The following is a 15696-nucleotide window of genomic DNA, read 5'->3' on the forward strand; positions in this document are numbered from 1 at the left end:
AAGTCTACCTCCCCGTACCGACCTCACCCCTTTGGGGCAAGAATCGAACGGTTGTTGTCGTGATCTAAGCCACCTGCGGCTTGGATCTATTCCCGGGCCTATTCCCCGGCCTGGTCGCCCGCCTGTTCGGTGTCCGGACGGATGTCGATCCGCCAGCCGGTCAGGCGGGCCGCAAGACGGGCATTCTGGCCCTCCTTGCCGATCGCCAGCGACAGCTGGTAGTCGGGGACGGTCACGCGCGCGGAGCGGGCCGCGAGGTCGACGACCTCGACCTTGGAGACGCGGGCCGGGGACAGCGCGTTCGCCACCATCTCGGCCGGGTCGTCCGCCCAGTCGACGATGTCGATCTTCTCGCCGTTCAGCTCGGCCATCACGTTGCGCACCCGGCTGCCCATGGGGCCGATGCAGGCGCCCTTGGGATTCAGCCCGGACCGAGTGGAGCGGACGGCGATCTTCGTACGGTGGCCCGCCTCGCGCGCGATGGCGGCGATCTCGACGGACCCGTCGGCGATCTCCGGCACCTCGAGGGCGAACAGCTTCTTCACCAGGTTGGGGTGTGTGCGGGAGAGCGTCACGGACGGACCGCGGACGCCCTTGGCGACCCGGACGACGTACGAGCGCAGGCGCAGGCCGTGCGTGTAGGTCTCACCGGGGACCTGCTCCTGCACCGGCAGGATGGCCTCCAGCTTGCCGATGTCGACCAGGACGTTCTTGGGGTCGCGGCCCTGCTGCACGACACCGGTGACGATGTCGCCCTCGCGGCCCGCGTACTCGCCGAGCGTCGCGTCGTCCTCGGCGTCCCGCAGGCGCTGCAGGATGACCTGCTTGGCGGTGGTCGCTGCGATGCGGCCGAAACCCGACGGGGTGTCGTCGAACTCGCGCGCCTCCTGCCCCTCCTCCAGGTCCTCGGGGTCCTCCTTCGCCCACACGGTCACATGACCGGTCTCCCGGTCGAGCTTCACGCGCGCGTGCCGGCGGCTTCCCTCGGTGCGGTGGTAGGCGATGAGGAGGGCCGACTCGATCGCCTCGACCAGCAGGTCGAAGGAGATCTCCTTCTCCCGTACCAAACCCCGCAGGGCACTCATGTCGATGTCCACGGCTACGCCTCCTCTGCGTTCTCTTCGAGCGCTTCTTGCTCGTCTTGCTCGTGCTGGTCGTCGGGCTTGCTCTTGCGGTTGAACTCGACCTGGACGCGCGCCTTGGTGATGTCCTCGAAGGCGAGCCTCTTGGCGGTGGGCTTGCGCCCCTTCACGCCGGGCACTTCGACGTCGACTCCGGAGTCGTCGACGGTGAGGATCCGGGCGATCAGCTCCGAGTCGTCGCTCAGCTGGAACTTCACCAGGCGGTCCGTGGCACGTACGTAGTGACGGTGCTCCTTGAGCTCGCGCTCGGCACCGGGGGTTCCGACCTCGAGGGTGTACTCGCCCTCGCCCATCGCGTCCGTCTCGTCGAGCTTCGCCGAGAGCGCACGGCTCACATCGGCGATCTGGTCCAGGTCGGCACCCGTGTCCGAGTCGACGACGACACGCAGCACACGCTTGCGTCCCACCGAGTCCACCTCGACCTCTTCGAGATCGAGTCCCTGAGAGCTGACGAGAGGTTCCAGCAGTTCTCGCAGCCTCTCGCTCTGGGTGGTGCTCATCCGGGTGACTCCTCGGCCGCGTGTGCTGTTGTGGGTAGGTCTCGCGTGTCAGGTCAAAGGGTATCCGGTCGCCGGGGGTGTTGCCGTCCATCGTGACGCGGCCGGACGGCGGAGGGCGGGGGCACAGGGCGCGGAACAACCGGCCGGACGAGCACTGTGCGAGAGCCGCTGGCCACCGATCGGCCGGGGCGCGGGTACCGTGATCACGGGCGTGCAGCCCTCCCTTTCGTACGAGCCTTCCGAGGACGTCTCCCGTGCCGTTCACCCTGCCGTCGCGCACCCCCTCGGGCCCGCGCCGAAGGACCCTGCTCGCGTCGGCCGCGGGCGCCTTCGCGCTCGCGGGCTGTTCCACCTCCGAGCCGTCCACCACCGAGACCTCCGGTGGGGGCCCCTCGGCCGCCGACCGGGCACGCGCGCGTGCCGCCCTCGACAGCCGGGCACTCGCGGAGCGGTACGCGGCCGTGATCACCGCGTACCCGTCACTGGCGGAGCGCCTGCGCCCGCTGCGCGCGGAGGTCGTACGGCATACGGCCGCCTTCGACAGCGGAAGCCGGGCATCGGGATCGCCGTCACCGTCCGCGTCGGCATCGGAATCGGCGGTGGCCGCCGGCGCCACCCCCGCCCCGTCGGCCACCGTGCCGGCCACCGAGAAGGACGCTCTCAAGGAGCTCGCGTCGGCCGAGCGCACCCTGGCCGACCAGCGCACGAAGGCCCTGCTGGACGTGCCGGGAGAGCTGGCCAGGCTGCTGGCGTCAGTGGCGGCGGCCGGGGCGGCACACGCCTACTTGTTGACGGAGGGGACGAAGTGACCGGCACCAGGGAATCCAGGAGCGGCGACGACACCGAGGACGCCAAGAGGGCGAAGGCAGCGGAGCTGAAGGCGCTGCAGGCCGCGCTGGGCGCCGAGCACGCCGTCGTCTACGGGTACGGCGTCGTCGGCGGCAAGATCGACGATGCGCGCAGGACCGAGGCCCGGGCGGCCTACGACGCCCACCGGGCGCGGCGGGACGAGCTGGCGCGGGCCGTGCGGGACCTGGGCGGAAAGCCCGAGGCCTCGGCGGCGGCGTACGCACTGCCGTTCCAGGTGAAGGACTCGGCCACGGCCGTGCGGTTCGCGGCCGAACTGGAGGAGCGGGTTGCCGGGGTGTACTCCGATCTCGTACGGGCTTCCACGGGCGGCCAGCGGCGTACGGCCGCCGAGGCGCTGCGCGAGGCGGCGGTACGGGCCGTGCGGTGGCGCGGCGAGAGCGTAGCCTTCCCTGGGCTCGCCGAGCGGGCCGCCACCCCGTCCGCGTCGGCGCCCTCACCGGCCTAACGCCAGCTGGAAGGAACCACTCGCGCATGGCTTTCGAACCGCCGCAACGCCTCGTTCGGGCGCTCGGCGAGACGCAGCACAACGGGGCCGACGGTGCCGAGGGGACAGGTGGGACCGGCGACTGGCTGGACAAGCTGCCGACGCTGGCTCAACAGGCTGTTGATCTACGCGAGTTGACGGTGGAGCGGGTGCAGGCGCCCGGCGGGCGCAGCAGTCTGGTGGTCCTGGTCAGGCAGGCCGACGGGACGCCCGCCGTGCTGAAGCTGGCGCCCGGGCGAGCCCGTCCGGAGAGCGAGCGGGCCGCGCTCGCCCACTGGGACGGCCGGGGCGCGGTCCAGCTCCTCAACCCGGATGACGCACAGGGCGTACTGCTGCTCGAGCGCCTGCACCCCGACGTCTCCGTGCGCTCGCTGCCCGAGGCGAAGGCCCTGCTGGAGGCGGCCGGGACGCTGCGGCGGCTGTGGGTCGAGCCGCCCGCCGGGCACGCCTTCGAGACCGTCGCCGAGCGGACCGGGCGGCAGGCCGAGGCGATGCGGGCGTCGGCGGGTGCCGACGCGGAGGTCGCCGCCCTGGTGGACGCGGCGCTCGGGGCCCGCGAGGAGCTCCTGGCCGGCCCGCCCGAGGAACGGCTGCTGCACGGCACCTTCCGGCAGAGCAAGGTCCTCGCCGGTGAGCGCATGCCCTGGCTGGCCGTGGGCCCCGACCCGGTGGTCGGCGAGTGTGCCTTCGATCTGGCCCGGCTGGTCCGCGACCGGGTGGAGGATCTGATCGCGTCGCCTTCGGGGTCCTCGACCACGCGTCGGCGGGTGAAGCGGCTCGCCGAGTCGCTGGACGTGGACCAGGAGCGGCTGCGGGGCTGGACCCTGTTCCGGGCGGTCGAGTCGGGCGTACGGGCCCGGCGGGTCGGGCGTCCGCAGGACGCGGAGCTGCTCCTGGAGTTCGCGGGCTGGCTCTAACTCCCTTGTGCCGAGGTGAGTTTGAGGGCCAGGACCGGGCAGTCGGCCGCGGCTCTCCGGGCACGTTTCAGGGTTCTCCCAGGGAGCGGGCCCCGACGGAACAGGGGGTAGCCCCACTCGTCGAGCGTGATGTGCTCGGGGAGCAGCTCCGCGCACAGGCCGTGCGCCTGGCAGGCGGTCCAGTCGACGGCGAGTTCCAGGTCGGCTTCCATGTCAGCTCCGGTTCTCGGGGACGGGCAGCAGGGGCCGGCGGTCGGACGCCGTGCAGTGGCCCGCGGCGTGCGCGTCGAGTTCGGCGGCGAAGGTGGTGAACGCGCTGCGGACCAGGCGGACCGTGCCGTCGGGGTGGTGGCAGGCGCCGCGGCCCTCGACGAGTCCGGCCCAGCGGGCGACGTCCCGGCGGCTGGTGCCCTGCGGGCCGGGTGCGGCCAGCGTGCGGAACGCGGCGGCGATCCGGGGCAGGCCGTTGAGGCAGGGTCCGCACTGTCCGGCCGATTCGAGCGCGAGGTAGCGCAGCACGTCGGCCGTGTCGGCGAGGCCGCAGCGGTCGGCGGGCAGCGCGATGAGGACACCCGCTCCCAGGTCGGCGGCGGTCAGGGTGCGGGTCGCGGCCTCGGCGGCCGTGAGCCAGGTGCCGTGGTAGCCGCCGAGGAGCACCGCGCCGACGCCGTCCAGCGGGAGCAGCCGGTGCAGCGGTATCCCGAACGGCGCCTCCACGACCCGTACCTCCCGGCCCGGCGCGTACACCGTGCACAGGGCGCTGCCCGGCTCGGTCGGCGTGCCCTGCGAACGGAACCAGTCGGCGCCGTAGCGGGCGATCAGGGCGAGGTGCGCGAGGGTCTCGACGTTCTGGACGAGGGTCGGGGCCCGGCGTACACCCTGTTCGCGGACCGGAGGGTGCTGGTCGCGGGGCAGTGCGGCCTGCCCGGAGATGTACTGGGCGAGGGCCGATGACTGACCGGAGAGGAAGCGCTTCGGGACTCGTACGATCCGCACGGGCAGCGGGTCGTGGCGCTCGGTGAGTGCCGTTTCCAGGGGGGTCGCGCCGTCCTCGACGGCAAGGTACGCCTCCCCCGCACCGACCGCCTCGGCCGCCAACTGGAGCCCGTCCAGGACGAGATGCGGCGAGAGCCGCAGCAGCGTCTTGTCCTTGTGGCTGGCGGGCTCGCCCTCGGCGCCGTTCCCCACGACGACCGGGGCGCGGCCGGTGCGGCGGCCCGCCTCGGCGACGGCGACCAGTTTCCGGTACGTGGGGAAGGCGGCGCCGCCGCGACCCGTGAGGCCGGACTCGGCGAGGGTGCGCAGCAGGTGCGCCGGGTTGCCGTACGACACGGGGCCGTAGCGCTGCTGGTGTGTGGTGTGGCCGGCCGGGGCGCCGCCGGGGGCGAGCAGACGGGGTGGCATGTAGATGTCCGTGAAGGTCATGGTCATGATCGAGGTCCCGCCGTCGTGCGGAGTCGGGCTGCGTGTTCGGCCGTGCGTTCGGCTGTGTGTTCGGCTGTGTGGAGGAGGGCGGCCGGGGTGCGCCTCGACGCGCGGGTCGCTTGGGCCACGCGGATGCCGAAGGCCGTGAGTACGGCGGCCACGCAGGAGACGGTCAGCCACAGCATCCAGGTGGCGCCGTTGTCCGTGCCGATGCCGATGCCGTGGACGAGGGCGACCGGCCAGGAGGCGTACGCCAGCCAGTGGACGGTGCGCCAGGTGCGGAGGCCGATCCTGGCCCGCAGCAGGCTGGTCACCAGCACCGCGAGCATCAGGTCCAGGGCTACCGTGCCCAGGCCCAGCCAGAGGGGCTGGTAGTCGGAGACGAAGGGGACGAGGACGTCGAGGACGGTGATGTTGACGTAGCCGTCCACTATCGCGGCCGTGATGTGCAGGGCGAGGAAGGCTGTGGCGGAGAGGGAGAGGGTGCGGTGGAGGGAGACCGTGCCGAACCTTGGGAGTCCGGGGAGTCTGCCTCTCAGCCGTACGGTGATGCCCAGCAGGACTACGAGGGTGAACAGGACGAGGCAGACCGCGCCTGTGGCTCTGTTGGCGTACCAGAGGATTGCGGAGTCGGTCATGCTGCGGCCCTGGTGGTGGTTGCGGTCGAGGGTGTTTCGCCCCCTCCGCCCCTTCCCGTCCCGTTCCTGGGGGCTCCGCCCCCAGACCCCCGTATCGGCCTGACGGCCTCGTCCTCAAACGCCGGACGGGCTGGAGATGCCGGCCCCTGCTGAGAAGTGGGCGTGCCCCTTCGTGACGTGGGCCAGCCCGGTGTCGTGAGTACCGTGCCGTCGTTCGCCACCAGCCTTGCCGGTAGGGCGAGTCGGGTCAGCCAGCGTTCCGCGCCCGCGCCCTTCACCAGGGCCGCCGTGCTGGCCGCGTTGGCGTCCGCGCAGGTCGCCGCCGCTACGGAGACGGTGCGCCAGGGGGTCTGGGCGGGCAGGCCGGTGTACGGGTCGATGATGTGGTGGAGTTCCTGGGCGCCTCGGCGCCAGCGGCGGGCCGTGGTGCCGGAGGTCGCGAGGCCGCCGCCTCGGATGGAGACCATGTCGGACGAGCCACGGGCGGGGATCTCTTCGACCGGGCCCGTGGCGTCCTGGACGCGGATGCGCCAGCCGCCGTGCGGAGGGCGGCCCGCGACGGCCGTGTCGCCGCCCAGGCTCACCAGGACTCCGCAGCCCGCCGCCTCCGCGAGCATCGTCGCGGCCCTGTCGGCGGCCCAGGCCTTCGCGGTGGCGCCCAGATCGAGACGGACGCCGGCCGGGACGGTGACCGTGCCGGTCGTACGGTCCAGCGTCACCAGGCGCCAGCCCGGGACCGGGCGCACGGTGAGCCGGACGGGGCGGCCGTCCTCCTGGATCAGTTGGAAGTCGCGGTCGTAGCCGAGGGCGTTCATCGCCGACCCGACCGTCGGATCGACGGCGCCGTCCGTCGCCTCGGCGGCGCGCAGCGCGACGGCCAAGGCCTCCTCGAGCAGCGGGCTGACCTTGACCGGACGGCCGTCGGTGCCGTCGAGCGCGGCCAGCTCCGAGTCCTGGCGGAAACGGCTGCAGGTGGCGTCGACCTCGGCGAGGTGCCGGGCGAGCAGCAGGTTGCACGAGTCCAGCAGAGCCGGATCGGTGGTGACCAGACGGACGCTCGTGCCGAGGGCGCGCCAGTCGGCGGCGGCGGTCATGACGCCCCCGATGTGGAGTCGGCCGAGTCGCCGCTACCGGAGGACGTGGGGTTGTCGGACGGCGACTGGAGGGTCGAGTCCGAGGAGGAAGAAGACGAGGAAGACGAGTCCGACGTGGATGAAGACGAAGTGTCCGAGGACGAGCTCGACGAGGAATCCGTGGTGCCGGTCGCCGCCGTGTCCGTGTTCGCGTCCGCCTGCATCGTGCCGATCAGGGCGAACATCCCGGCCGCCGCGGCCAGTGTCACCGCCGCTGCCGCGGCCGCCGTACGTCGTGTCCCTCTGCGGACCGCCGCGGCGGCCCCCCGCTCGCTGCCTGTCATGGCTGCTCCCCTCCGAATGACGCTCTGTCACGTCCTACGGTCGGGGAGCAGCCTGAGAGAAGTCTGTGAGGAATCCATACACCCCGGAAGAAGTCTCTGAGAGACGCATTTAATTTCAGACTTCAAGCACCGCTGTTGTGCCGGTTACGCCGTCAGGCGGGCGATCGCCTCGTCCACCGTCAGCTCCTCGCGCTCGCCGGTACGGCGGTCCTTGAGCTCCACGACGCCCTCGGCCGAGCGCCGTCCGGCGACCAGGATCTGCGGTACGCCGATGAGTTCGGCGTCCGTGAACTTCACGCCGGGCGAGACGCCGGCCCGGTCGTCGACCAGGACACGTACGCCCGCGGCGCCGAGCTTCTCGGAGACGTCGAGGGCCAGTTCGGTCTGGAGCGCCTTGCCCGCCGCGACGACATGCACGTCGGCCGGAGCGACCTCCTTGGGCCAGCACAGGCCCTGCCCGTCCGCCGACTGCTCGGCGAGTGCCGCGACCGCACGGGAGACGCCGATGCCGTACGAACCCATCGTCACGCGCACGGGCTTGCCCTGCTGGCCGAGGACGTCGAGCTGGAAGGTGTCGGCGTACTTGCGGCCGAGCTGGAAGATGTGGCCGATCTCGATGGCGCGGTCCAGCTTGAGGCCGGTGCCGCAGGACGGGCAGGGGTCGCCCTCCTGGACCACGACGACATCGAAGTAGTCGTCGACCTCGAAGTCACGGCCGGCGACGACGTTCTTCGCGTGGGTGTCGGCCTTGTTCGCGCCGGTGATCCAGGCCGTGCCGGGGGCCACCCGCGGGTCGGCGATGTAGCGGACCTTCTCCAGGCCCTGCGGGCCCACGTAACCGCGTACGAGATCGTCGCGGCCCTCGAAGTCCTCGGCCGTCACCAGTTCCACGACGGCCGGCGCGAGGTGCTCGCCCAGCTTGCCGAGGTCGACCTCGCGGTCGCCGGGGACGCCGACGGCGACGATCTCACCGTCGACCTTGACCAGGAGGTTCTTGAGGGTCGCGGAGGCCGGGACGCCGAGGTGGGCGGCCAGGGTCTCGATGGTCGGGGTGTCGGGGGTGTCCAGCTCCTCGACCGGTCCGTGCTCCTCGGTGACGGGCGTCAGCCTGAAGGTGACGGCCTCCGTGTTCGCCGCGTAGTCGCAGGCGGGGCAGTCCACGAAGGTGTCCTCGCCCGCGGCCGCCGGGGCCAGGAATTCCTCCGAAGCCGAGCCGCCCATCGCACCCGAGACGGCTGAGACGATGCGGTAGTCGAGGCCGAGGCGCGCGAAGATCTTCTGGTACGCGGCGCGGTGGAGGGCGTACGACTCCGCGAGGCCCTCGTCCGTGGTGTCGAAGGAGTAGGAGTCCTTCATCTGGAACTCGCGGCCGCGCAGCACGCCGGAGCGCGGGCGGGCCTCGTCCCGGTACTTCGTCTGGATCTGGTAGAGCATGACCGGCAGGTCCTTGTACGACGACGCCTGGTCCTTCACCAGGAGGGTGAAGATCTCCTCGTGGGTCGGACCGAGCAGGTACTCGGAGCCCTTGCGGTCCTTGAGGCGGAAGAGCAGGTCGCCGTACTCCTCCCAGCGGCCGGAGGCCTCGTACGGCTCCTTGGGCAGCAGGGCGGGGAGGAGTACCTCCTGCGCGCCGATGGCGTCCATCTCCTCCCGGACGACCCGGGAGACGTTGTCGAGGACCTTCTTGCCCAGCGGCAGCCAGGACCAGATACCCGCGGCGGTACGGCGCACATAGCCGGCGCGGACCAGCAGCTTGTGACTGAGCGTCTCCGCGTCCGCCGGGTCGTCACGCAGTGTCTTGACCATCAAACGGGACATGCGCTGGACCTGGGCCATGATTCTTGACTCCTGCTGCTCAAGGGTGATGGCAAGGAGGTTAGCCGGGGGCCCACCGTCCCCGGAAATCCGTTTCTCCGTCAGCGGTGCCTGAGGGGCAGCGGGGCACCCATCACGGCGTACGGCTTCGGCGCACTCGGGAACAGAACCTGCCTGGCCAGATCCTCGTATCCCAGCGAGCGGTACAGGCCGCGGGCCGGGCTGTCCGTGTCGATGGCGGAGAGGATCGAGCGGGGTTCGGCGACGTCGTCCGTGATGGCGGTGATCAGGGCGCGGCCGACGCCCCGGTTCTGGTAGCGCGGGTGGACGTGCAGTTCGGTGATCACGAAGGATTCGTCGAGCCAGCCGTCGTGGCCGCGGGCGCGCAGATACGGCTCGACGACGGTGGACCACCAGTGCGTACGGTCGTTCGGCATGCCGTAGACGAAGCCGACGAGCCGTCCGTCGACGGTGGTGGCGCCCAGCGCGCGGGCTCCCGGGTAGCTCAGGTGCCGCAGCACGATCTGGCGGCGTACGGCGATCTCGTCGGCGCCGAGCCCGAAGGCGAGGGCCTGCACGGCGAGCGCCTCGTCGACACGGGCGGCGAGATCCAGCGGGCCGATGACCACGTCGTCGGGGGTGCGGGGGCCCTGACCGGGGAAGCGCAGCATGCCGGGGAGACTACCCGGGCGCTTCGCCGGATGGTGCGGGGGACGGCCCCGCGCCCCTGTGGGGCACGGCTAGAAAAGGACGCTCATGAAAGCGCCGACCTCTTGGAAGCCGACTCTGCGGTACGTCGCCCGGGCGGCCGTGTTGAAGTCGTTGACGTAGAGACTGACGAGGGGTGCCACGTCCGCGAGTGCGTAGCGCAGGACCGCCGCCATGCCTGGGGCAGCCAGGCCCTGCCCCCGGTACTCGGGGGCGATCCAGACGCCCTGGATCTGGCAGGCCTGCGTGGTGGCGGCGCCGATCTCGGCCTTGAAGACGACCTTGCCGTTCTGGTCGAGGCGGGCGAACGAGCGTCCGGAGCCGACGAGTTCGGCCACGCGTGCCTGGTAGAGCAGCCCGCCGTCACCGGCGAGCGGCGAGACGCCGACCTCCTCGGTGAACATCGCCACGCACGCCGGCATGATCGTTTCCATCTCGTCCTTGCGGATGCGGCGGACGTACGGATCCGGGGTGATGTCGGTGGGGAGCCGGTCGGTGACCATCAGGGGCTGGTGTGTGCGGACCTCGCGGGCGGGGCCCCAGCTCGGTTCGAGGAGTCGCCACAGCTGGGCGGTGGCCTCGGCGGGGCCGACGATCGAGGAGCAGCGGCGGCCTGCCCTGCGGGCGCGGTCCGCGAAGCCGCGGATGGCTCGGGGGGTGGCGCAGATCGGGACCAGGTTGGCGCCGGCGTAGCAGAGGGACCGGAGCATGCCGTCCTCGTACCAGCCCCACATCTCGCCGCCGAGGCGCCAGGGGTCGAGGCCGGCGACCTGGACCCTGGAAGCCACGAAAGCGTTCGTGACCGGCTCGCGGTCGAGGACGGCGAGCGCGGCGTCCAGGTCACTCGGTTCGAGGACCCTGGTGGTGGTCTGGGTCAACACGTGCGGGGGCCTCACCATACGCGGTCTGCTGATCTCCGCACTGTACCTGGCGAGATTGAGCGGCGCCGCCCGGTTGGGGTGGGGAGGTTTTCGCCCCCTCCGCCCCTGCCCGTCCCGTACCTGGGGGCTGCGCCCCCAGACCCCCCTGTCGCGCTGACGCGCTCGTCCTCAAACGCCGGACGGGCTGAAAGATCTCCCCCGGCCGGGACTGAAAGATCTGCCGCAGGGGCGAAGGATCTGCCTGCCAGGGCGAATGATTTCAGCTCCGGCCGGGGAAAATTTCAGCCCCTCCGGCGTTTGAGGAGCGGGGTCTGGGGCGGAGCCCCAGGAACAAGGGACGGGCAGGGGCGGAGGGGGCGAGAAAACTCAGCCCGCCACCGACACCGACGGCTCGCCAGAAGCGACCCCGTCCGCCTCCATCTGCTCCGCAAGCTTGAGTGCCTCTTCGATGAGGGTCTCCACGATCTTCGACTCGGGGACCGTCTTGATGACCTCGCCCTTGACGAAGATCTGGCCCTTGCCGTTGCCGGAGGCGACGCCGAGGTCGGCCTCGCGGGCCTCACCCGGGCCGTTGACGACGCAGCCCATGACGGCGACGCGCAGCGGGACCTCCATGCCGTCGAGGCCGGCGGTGACTTCCTCGGCGAGCTTGTAGACGTCGACCTGGGCACGCCCGCAGGACGGGCAGGAGACGATCTCCAGTCGGCGCTGCTTGAGGTTCAGCGACTCCAGGATCTGCATGCCGACCTTGATCTCCTCGACGGGCGGGGCCGACAGGGAGACGCGGATCGTGTCGCCGATGCCCTCGCTCAGCAGCGCGCCGAAGGCCACCGCCGACTTGATCGTGCCCTGGAAGGCGGGACCGGCCTCCGTGACACCGAGGTGGAGGGGGTAGTCGCAGGCGGCCGAGAGCTGCCGGTAGGCGTTGACCATGACCACCGGGTCGTTGTGCTTGACCGAGATCTTGATGTCCCGGAAGTCGTGCTCCTCGAAGAGGGACGCCTCCCACAGGGCGGACTCGACGAGCGCCTCGGGCGTCGCCTTGCCGTACTTCTGGAGCAGTCGCCTGTCGAGCGAGCCCGCGTTGACGCCGATCCGGATCGGGGTGCCGGTGTCCTTCGCGGCCCGCGCGATCTCCTTGACCTGGTCGTCGAACTGCTTGATGTTGCCGGGGTTCACACGCACCGCCGCGCAGCCGGCGTTGATCGCCGCGAAGACGTACTTCGGCTGGAAGTGGATGTCCGCGATGACCGGGATCTGGGACTTCTTGGCGATGACCGCGAGGGCGTCGGCGTCGTCCTGGGTCGGGCAGGCGACTCGTACGATCTGGCAGCCGGAGGCGGTCAGCTCGGCGATCTGCTGAAGCGTGGCGCCGATGTCCGACGTACGTGTCGTCGTCATCGACTGCACCGAGACAGGTGCGTCTCCGCCCACGGCCACGCTTCCGACCTGGATCTGCCGCGTCTTGCGGCGCTCGGCCAGCTTGGTCGGAACGGACGGCATGCCGAGAGAAATCGCAGTCATCTGCTGTGCAACCCCAAGTTGTGGATCAAGGTCCCGGAATCGTGGGCTCCAGGCTTCGAGATTACGGCACGGGCGCAGGCCCGAGCACATCCCGCTCGTAAACGCACTCATCAGTGGGCGGCCGGGCAGTCAGTCTGCCCGGCCGCCGCGAACACTGGCTTACTAGGAGATTCTCACCGGGTTAACCACGTCGGCGATCAGCACCAGAATCGTGAAGCAGATGAAGATGCTGGCCACCACATAGGCGACGGGCATCAGCTTGGCCACGTCGAACGGGCCCGGGTCGGGCCGCCTCAGCACCCTCGCCAGGTTCCGGCGCAGCGACTCCCACAGCGCGCCCGCGATGTGCCCGCCGTCGAGCGGGAGCAGCGGGAGCATGTTGAAGAGGAACAGCGAGAGGTTGAAGCCGGCCACCAGGAACAGCATCATCGCGACCTGCTGGGAGGCCGGGATGTCGAGGGTGAACACGTCGCCGCCGATGCGGGCCGCGCCGACCACGCCCATCGGGGAGTCGTCCTCGCGCGGGCCGTCGCCGAAGGCCGCGTCCCACAGGGCGGGAACCTTGCTCGGCAGGGCGATCAACGACTCGACGCCGTTCTGCATCATGTCGCCCATGCGGTCCACGGACTGCCCGAAGGACTGCTCGACGATGCCGGAGGCAGGCGTGAAGCCGAGGAAGCCGGCAGACACGTACTGGCCCTCGACATAGCCGCCGTTGCCGTCGGTCTTGCTGACCTGGTTCTCGATCAGGTGGGCGGTGAGGTCGACCTGCTCGCCCTTGCGGTCGACGGTGAGGGTGACGGTCTTGCCGGGGTTGTCGCGGATGTCGGTCTGGAGGGTCGACCAGTCCTCGACGGCCTTGCCGTTGAACGCGACGATCTTGTCGCCGCCCTGCAGTCCGGCGGCCTTGGCGGGCGCGGCCTGGTCACCGCTCTCGCACTTCGTCCGGTTCTCGCTCCCCTGGATGACGCAGTCGGAGACCTTGCCGACCGTGGTGGTCTGGGTCTGGATGCCGAACGTCATCATCACGCCGAGGAAGATCGCGACGGCCAGGATGAGGTTCATGAAGGGGCCCGCGAACATCACGATCACGCGCTTCCACGGCTTGCGCGTGTAGAAGAGGCGGCTCTCGTCGCCGGGCTTGAGCTCCTCGAAGGCGGCCGACCTGGCGTCTTCGATCATGCCGCGGAAGGGGGAGGTCGAGCGGGCCTCGATCCTGCCGTCCGGCCCTGGCGGGAACATGCCGATCATGCGGATGTAGCCGCCGAGCGGGACCGCCTTGATGCCGTACTCGGTGTCGCCCTTCCTGCGCGACCAGATGGTCGGGCCGAAGCCGACCATGTACTGCGGCACGCGGATGCCGAAGAGCTTGGCCGTCGACAGATGTCCCAGCTCGTGCCACGCGATCGAGATGAGCAGGCCGACCACGAAGACGACTATGCCGAGGATCATCATCAAGGTCGTCATGCACGAGCCTCCGCGGTTGTCGCCTGTGGCGTCTGTTTCGTCTGTGCCGTCAGTTCACGGGCCCGGGCGCGCGCCCAGGTCTCCGCTTCGAGGACGTCCGCGACCGTCAGGGAAGTTCCCGTATCCGGTGTGCCGTGTTCCTCGACCACTCGTGTGACAGTCTCCATGATCCCGTTGAACGCCAGCCCGCCGTTCAGGAACGCGTCCACGCACTCCTCGTTGGCGGCATTGAACACCGCCGGGGCCGTACCCGCGAGCTGCCCGACGTGCCGGGCGAGGGCCACCGACGGGAACGCCTCGGTGTCGAGCGGGTAGAACTCCCAGCTCGACGCCTTGGTCCAGTCGAAGGCGGGCGCCGCGTCGGGCACGCGCTCGGGCCAGCCGAGCCCGATGGCGATGGGCCCGCGCATGTCGGGGGGCGTCGCCTGGGCGATCGTCGATCCGTCCGTGAACTCAACCATCGAGTGGACATACGACTGCGGGTGCACGACCACCTCAATCCGCTCGAAGGGAATGTCGTAGAGGAGGTGCGCCTCGATGACTTCGAGCCCCTTGTTGACCAGGGTCGCGGAGTTGATGGTGATGACCGGTCCCATGGCCCAGGTGGGATGGGCGAGGGCGGCCTCGGGGGTGACGTCGGCCAGTTCGGATTTCGTACGTCCCCGGAAGGGGCCCCCGGAAGCGGTCACGACGAGTTTGCGTACGTCTGCCCGGGTGCCCGAGGCGAGGGCCTGGAACAGGGCGGCGTGCTCGGAGTCGACCGGGATGATCTGGCCCGGCTTGGCCAGCGCCTTCACCAGCGGGCCGCCGACGATGAGCGACTCCTTGTTGGCGAGCGCGAGGGTGCGGCCCGCCTCCAGGGCGGCGAGGGTGGGCGCGAGGCCGATGGAGCCGGTGATTCCGTTCAGCACGGTGTGGCAGGCGGAGGCGGCCAGCTGACTGGCCGCGGTCGGCCCGGCGAGGATCTCGGGAAGGGCCTCACCAGGGGCGTAGCGCGCGGCGAGCGCCTCCTTCAGCGCCGGCACGACGTCCTCGCGCGCGACGCCGACCGCCTCGACGCGCAGCCGGTGCGCCTGCTCGGCGAGCAGTCCGACCCGTCCGCCGGCGGCGGAGAGCGCGGTGACCCGGAACCGGTCGGGGTTGCGCAGCACGAGGTCGATGGCCTGGGTGCCGATCGAGCCGGTGGATCCGAGGATCACGACATCCCGGACTCCGTCCACGGGGTCGAAGACAAGATGCGGATCAGCGAGGGGGGCTGGACTGTCGCTCATTCCCCCATTGTGGCCGCAATGCGTCCCGCACAGGACAGTGCGCCCCTCTTCCGGTCCCATTAGCACCCCTGCGTCCTGGAGGAACGGAAATCACCCTTTGTGAAACCAGCGTGAAGATCGTGTGATAGCACTGCACCACCGGTCGGTGGACGACCGACCGGTGGAGAACACCTTGGGGGGATTCTCATGCGGATACGCGCTGCCCTGCCCGCTCTCGCGGGCGCCGTGGCACTGACGGGCACGTTTCTCAGCACTCCGGCTCAGGCCGCCGGCGGCATCACCATCCACCGCGCCTACTTCGACAGTCCGGGCTCGGACAGGGGCTCGAACGCCAGCCTCAACGGCGAGTGGGTGCAGCTCAAGAACACCAGCTCCGCGGCGATCTCGGTCAACGGCTGGATCCTGAAGGACATCGCGAACCACAGGTTCACCTTCCCCAACGTCAAGATCGGGGCGGGCAAGACCGTCATCGTGCACACCGGCAAGGGCACGGCCACCTCGGCGCACAGGTACCAGAACCGCAGCTGGTACGTGTGGAACAACACGAGCGACACCGCCACGCTCACCAAGGCGAACGGCAGCAAGGTCGACTCGTGCTCGTGGACGACTCGGGATCCCAGCAGCAAGTACTGCTGAC

Annotated in this window: 17 protein-coding genes; 4 read left to right on the forward strand and 13 right to left on the reverse strand. The window is 70.5% G+C overall.

The features are described 5' to 3' along the window. Nucleotides 1–98: 98 nt before the first annotated feature. Together nusA and rimP are read right to left on the reverse strand one after the other, a co-directional pair. Complete coding sequence (gene nusA / locus OG266_RS11670) at nucleotides 99–1097, reverse strand: transcription termination factor NusA (protein WP_266474466.1); 999 nt, start codon at nucleotides 1095–1097, stop codon at nucleotides 99–101. 2 nt (nucleotides 1098–1099) lie between these two features. After that, the gene (gene rimP / locus OG266_RS11675) at nucleotides 1100–1642 is read right to left on the reverse strand and encodes a ribosome maturation factor RimP (RefSeq protein WP_371545270.1); all 543 of its coding nucleotides are present in this window, start codon (nucleotides 1640–1642) and stop codon (nucleotides 1100–1102) included. Nucleotides 1643–1896: 254 nt separating this feature from the next. Here rimP and OG266_RS11680 point away from each other — a divergent pair, with 254 nt between their 5' ends. The 3 genes from OG266_RS11680 (at nucleotide 1897) to OG266_RS11690 (ending at nucleotide 3913) form a co-directional block, all read left to right on the forward strand. After that, entirely contained in the window at nucleotides 1897–2451 is a 555-nt protein-coding gene (locus OG266_RS11680; protein ID WP_371545272.1) for a hypothetical protein, read from the forward strand. Nucleotides 2452–2516: 65 nt separating this feature from the next. Beyond that, on the forward strand, nucleotides 2517–2957 hold the full coding sequence (locus tag OG266_RS11685) for a ferritin-like domain-containing protein (RefSeq protein WP_371552749.1): 441 nt from the start codon (nucleotides 2517–2519) through the stop codon (nucleotides 2955–2957). A 26-nt stretch (nucleotides 2958–2983) separates the two neighbouring features. Next, nucleotides 2984–3913, forward strand: a complete 930-nt coding sequence (locus tag OG266_RS11690; RefSeq protein ID WP_371545274.1) for an aminoglycoside phosphotransferase family protein — start codon at nucleotides 2984–2986, stop codon at nucleotides 3911–3913. Here the strand turns inward: OG266_RS11690 and OG266_RS11695 are convergent. From OG266_RS11695 to dxr, 11 genes are all read right to left on the reverse strand, one after another. Further along, nucleotides 3910–4125, reverse strand: a complete 216-nt coding sequence (locus OG266_RS11695; RefSeq protein ID WP_371545276.1) for a ferredoxin — start codon at nucleotides 4123–4125, stop codon at nucleotides 3910–3912. The two genes, OG266_RS11690 and OG266_RS11695, sit on opposite strands and share 4 nt — an antisense overlap. A gap of 1 nt (nucleotide 4126) precedes the next feature. Next, complete coding sequence (locus tag OG266_RS11700) at nucleotides 4127–5344, reverse strand: NADH-ubiquinone oxidoreductase-F iron-sulfur binding region domain-containing protein (RefSeq protein ID WP_371545279.1); 1218 nt, start codon at nucleotides 5342–5344, stop codon at nucleotides 4127–4129. Then, on the reverse strand, nucleotides 5341–5976 hold the full coding sequence (locus OG266_RS11705; protein WP_371545282.1) for a ferric reductase-like transmembrane domain-containing protein: 636 nt from the start codon (nucleotides 5974–5976) through the stop codon (nucleotides 5341–5343). The genes OG266_RS11700 and OG266_RS11705 overlap by 4 nt, the downstream gene beginning before the upstream one ends. Beyond that, nucleotides 5973–7070, reverse strand: a complete 1098-nt coding sequence (locus tag OG266_RS11710; RefSeq protein ID WP_371545285.1) for an FAD:protein FMN transferase — start codon at nucleotides 7068–7070, stop codon at nucleotides 5973–5975. Before OG266_RS11710 ends, OG266_RS11705 begins: the two co-directional genes overlap by 4 nt. Further along, nucleotides 7067–7393: a hypothetical protein gene (locus OG266_RS11715; protein WP_371545288.1), complete on the reverse strand. Its 327-nt coding sequence runs from the start codon at nucleotides 7391–7393 to the stop codon at nucleotides 7067–7069. The genes OG266_RS11710 and OG266_RS11715 overlap by 4 nt, the downstream gene beginning before the upstream one ends. A 144-nt stretch (nucleotides 7394–7537) precedes the next feature. Next, nucleotides 7538–9229 (reverse strand): proline--tRNA ligase, encoded by a 1692-nt coding sequence (locus OG266_RS11720; RefSeq protein WP_371545291.1) that lies wholly within the window; start codon nucleotides 9227–9229, stop codon nucleotides 7538–7540. Between the two features lie 80 nt (nucleotides 9230–9309). Next, complete coding sequence (locus OG266_RS11725; protein ID WP_371545294.1) at nucleotides 9310–9879, reverse strand: GNAT family N-acetyltransferase; 570 nt, start codon at nucleotides 9877–9879, stop codon at nucleotides 9310–9312. A 69-nt stretch (nucleotides 9880–9948) separates the two neighbouring features. Continuing rightward, nucleotides 9949–10797, reverse strand: coding sequence for a GNAT family N-acetyltransferase (locus tag OG266_RS11730; RefSeq protein ID WP_329545208.1), 849 nt, complete (start codon nucleotides 10795–10797; stop codon nucleotides 9949–9951). Between the two features lie 366 nt (nucleotides 10798–11163). Then, entirely contained in the window at nucleotides 11164–12321 is a 1158-nt protein-coding gene (gene ispG, locus OG266_RS11735) for a flavodoxin-dependent (E)-4-hydroxy-3-methylbut-2-enyl-diphosphate synthase (RefSeq protein ID WP_266474485.1), read from the reverse strand. A 162-nt stretch (nucleotides 12322–12483) separates the two neighbouring features. Next, the gene (locus OG266_RS11740; RefSeq protein WP_371545298.1) at nucleotides 12484–13788 is read right to left on the reverse strand and encodes an RIP metalloprotease; all 1305 of its coding nucleotides are present in this window, start codon (nucleotides 13786–13788) and stop codon (nucleotides 12484–12486) included. Continuing rightward, nucleotides 13785–15059: a 1-deoxy-D-xylulose-5-phosphate reductoisomerase gene (gene dxr / locus OG266_RS11745; RefSeq protein WP_371545301.1), complete on the reverse strand. Its 1275-nt coding sequence runs from the start codon at nucleotides 15057–15059 to the stop codon at nucleotides 13785–13787. The genes OG266_RS11740 and dxr overlap by 4 nt, the downstream gene beginning before the upstream one ends. Nucleotides 15060–15245: 186 nt before the next feature. Between dxr and OG266_RS11750 the strand changes: the two genes are divergently transcribed. Next, on the forward strand, nucleotides 15246–15695 hold the full coding sequence (locus OG266_RS11750) for a lamin tail domain-containing protein (protein WP_329545211.1): 450 nt from the start codon (nucleotides 15246–15248) through the stop codon (nucleotides 15693–15695). Nucleotide 15696: the final 1 nt, after the last annotated feature.

It is taken from the genome of Streptomyces sp. NBC_00554, assembly GCF_041431135.1.
Classification (GTDB): domain Bacteria; phylum Actinomycetota; class Actinomycetes; order Streptomycetales; family Streptomycetaceae; genus Streptomyces.

Bases quoted from the DNA above. Each gene is read 5' to 3' on its own strand.
- ispG (WP_266474485.1), bottom strand. From the start codon at position 12,321: ATGACTGCGATTTCTCTCGGCATGCCGTCCGTTCCGACCAAGCTGGCC.
- OG266_RS11710 (WP_371545285.1), bottom strand. From the start codon at position 7,070: ATGACCGCCGCCGCCGACTGGCGCGCCCTCGGCACGAGCGTCCGTCTG.
- OG266_RS11725 (WP_371545294.1), bottom strand. From the start codon at position 9,879: ATGCTGCGCTTCCCCGGTCAGGGCCCCCGCACCCCCGACGACGTGGTC.
- OG266_RS11720 (WP_371545291.1), bottom strand. From the start codon at position 9,229: ATGGCCCAGGTCCAGCGCATGTCCCGTTTGATGGTCAAGACACTGCGT.
- OG266_RS11715 (WP_371545288.1), bottom strand. From the start codon at position 7,393: ATGACAGGCAGCGAGCGGGGGGCCGCCGCGGCGGTCCGCAGAGGGACA.
- dxr (WP_371545301.1), bottom strand. From the start codon at position 15,059: ATGAGCGACAGTCCAGCCCCCCTCGCTGATCCGCATCTTGTCTTCGAC.
- OG266_RS11750 (WP_329545211.1), top strand. From the start codon at position 15,246: ATGCGGATACGCGCTGCCCTGCCCGCTCTCGCGGGCGCCGTGGCACTG.
- OG266_RS11700 (WP_371545279.1), bottom strand. From the start codon at position 5,344: ATGACCATGACCTTCACGGACATCTACATGCCACCCCGTCTGCTCGCC.
- OG266_RS11705 (WP_371545282.1), bottom strand. From the start codon at position 5,976: ATGACCGACTCCGCAATCCTCTGGTACGCCAACAGAGCCACAGGCGCG.
- rimP (WP_371545270.1), bottom strand. From the start codon at position 1,642: ATGAGCACCACCCAGAGCGAGAGGCTGCGAGAACTGCTGGAACCTCTC.
- OG266_RS11695 (WP_371545276.1), bottom strand. From the start codon at position 4,125: ATGGAAGCCGACCTGGAACTCGCCGTCGACTGGACCGCCTGCCAGGCG.
- OG266_RS11740 (WP_371545298.1), bottom strand. From the start codon at position 13,788: ATGACGACCTTGATGATGATCCTCGGCATAGTCGTCTTCGTGGTCGGC.
- OG266_RS11690 (WP_371545274.1), top strand. From the start codon at position 2,984: ATGGCTTTCGAACCGCCGCAACGCCTCGTTCGGGCGCTCGGCGAGACG.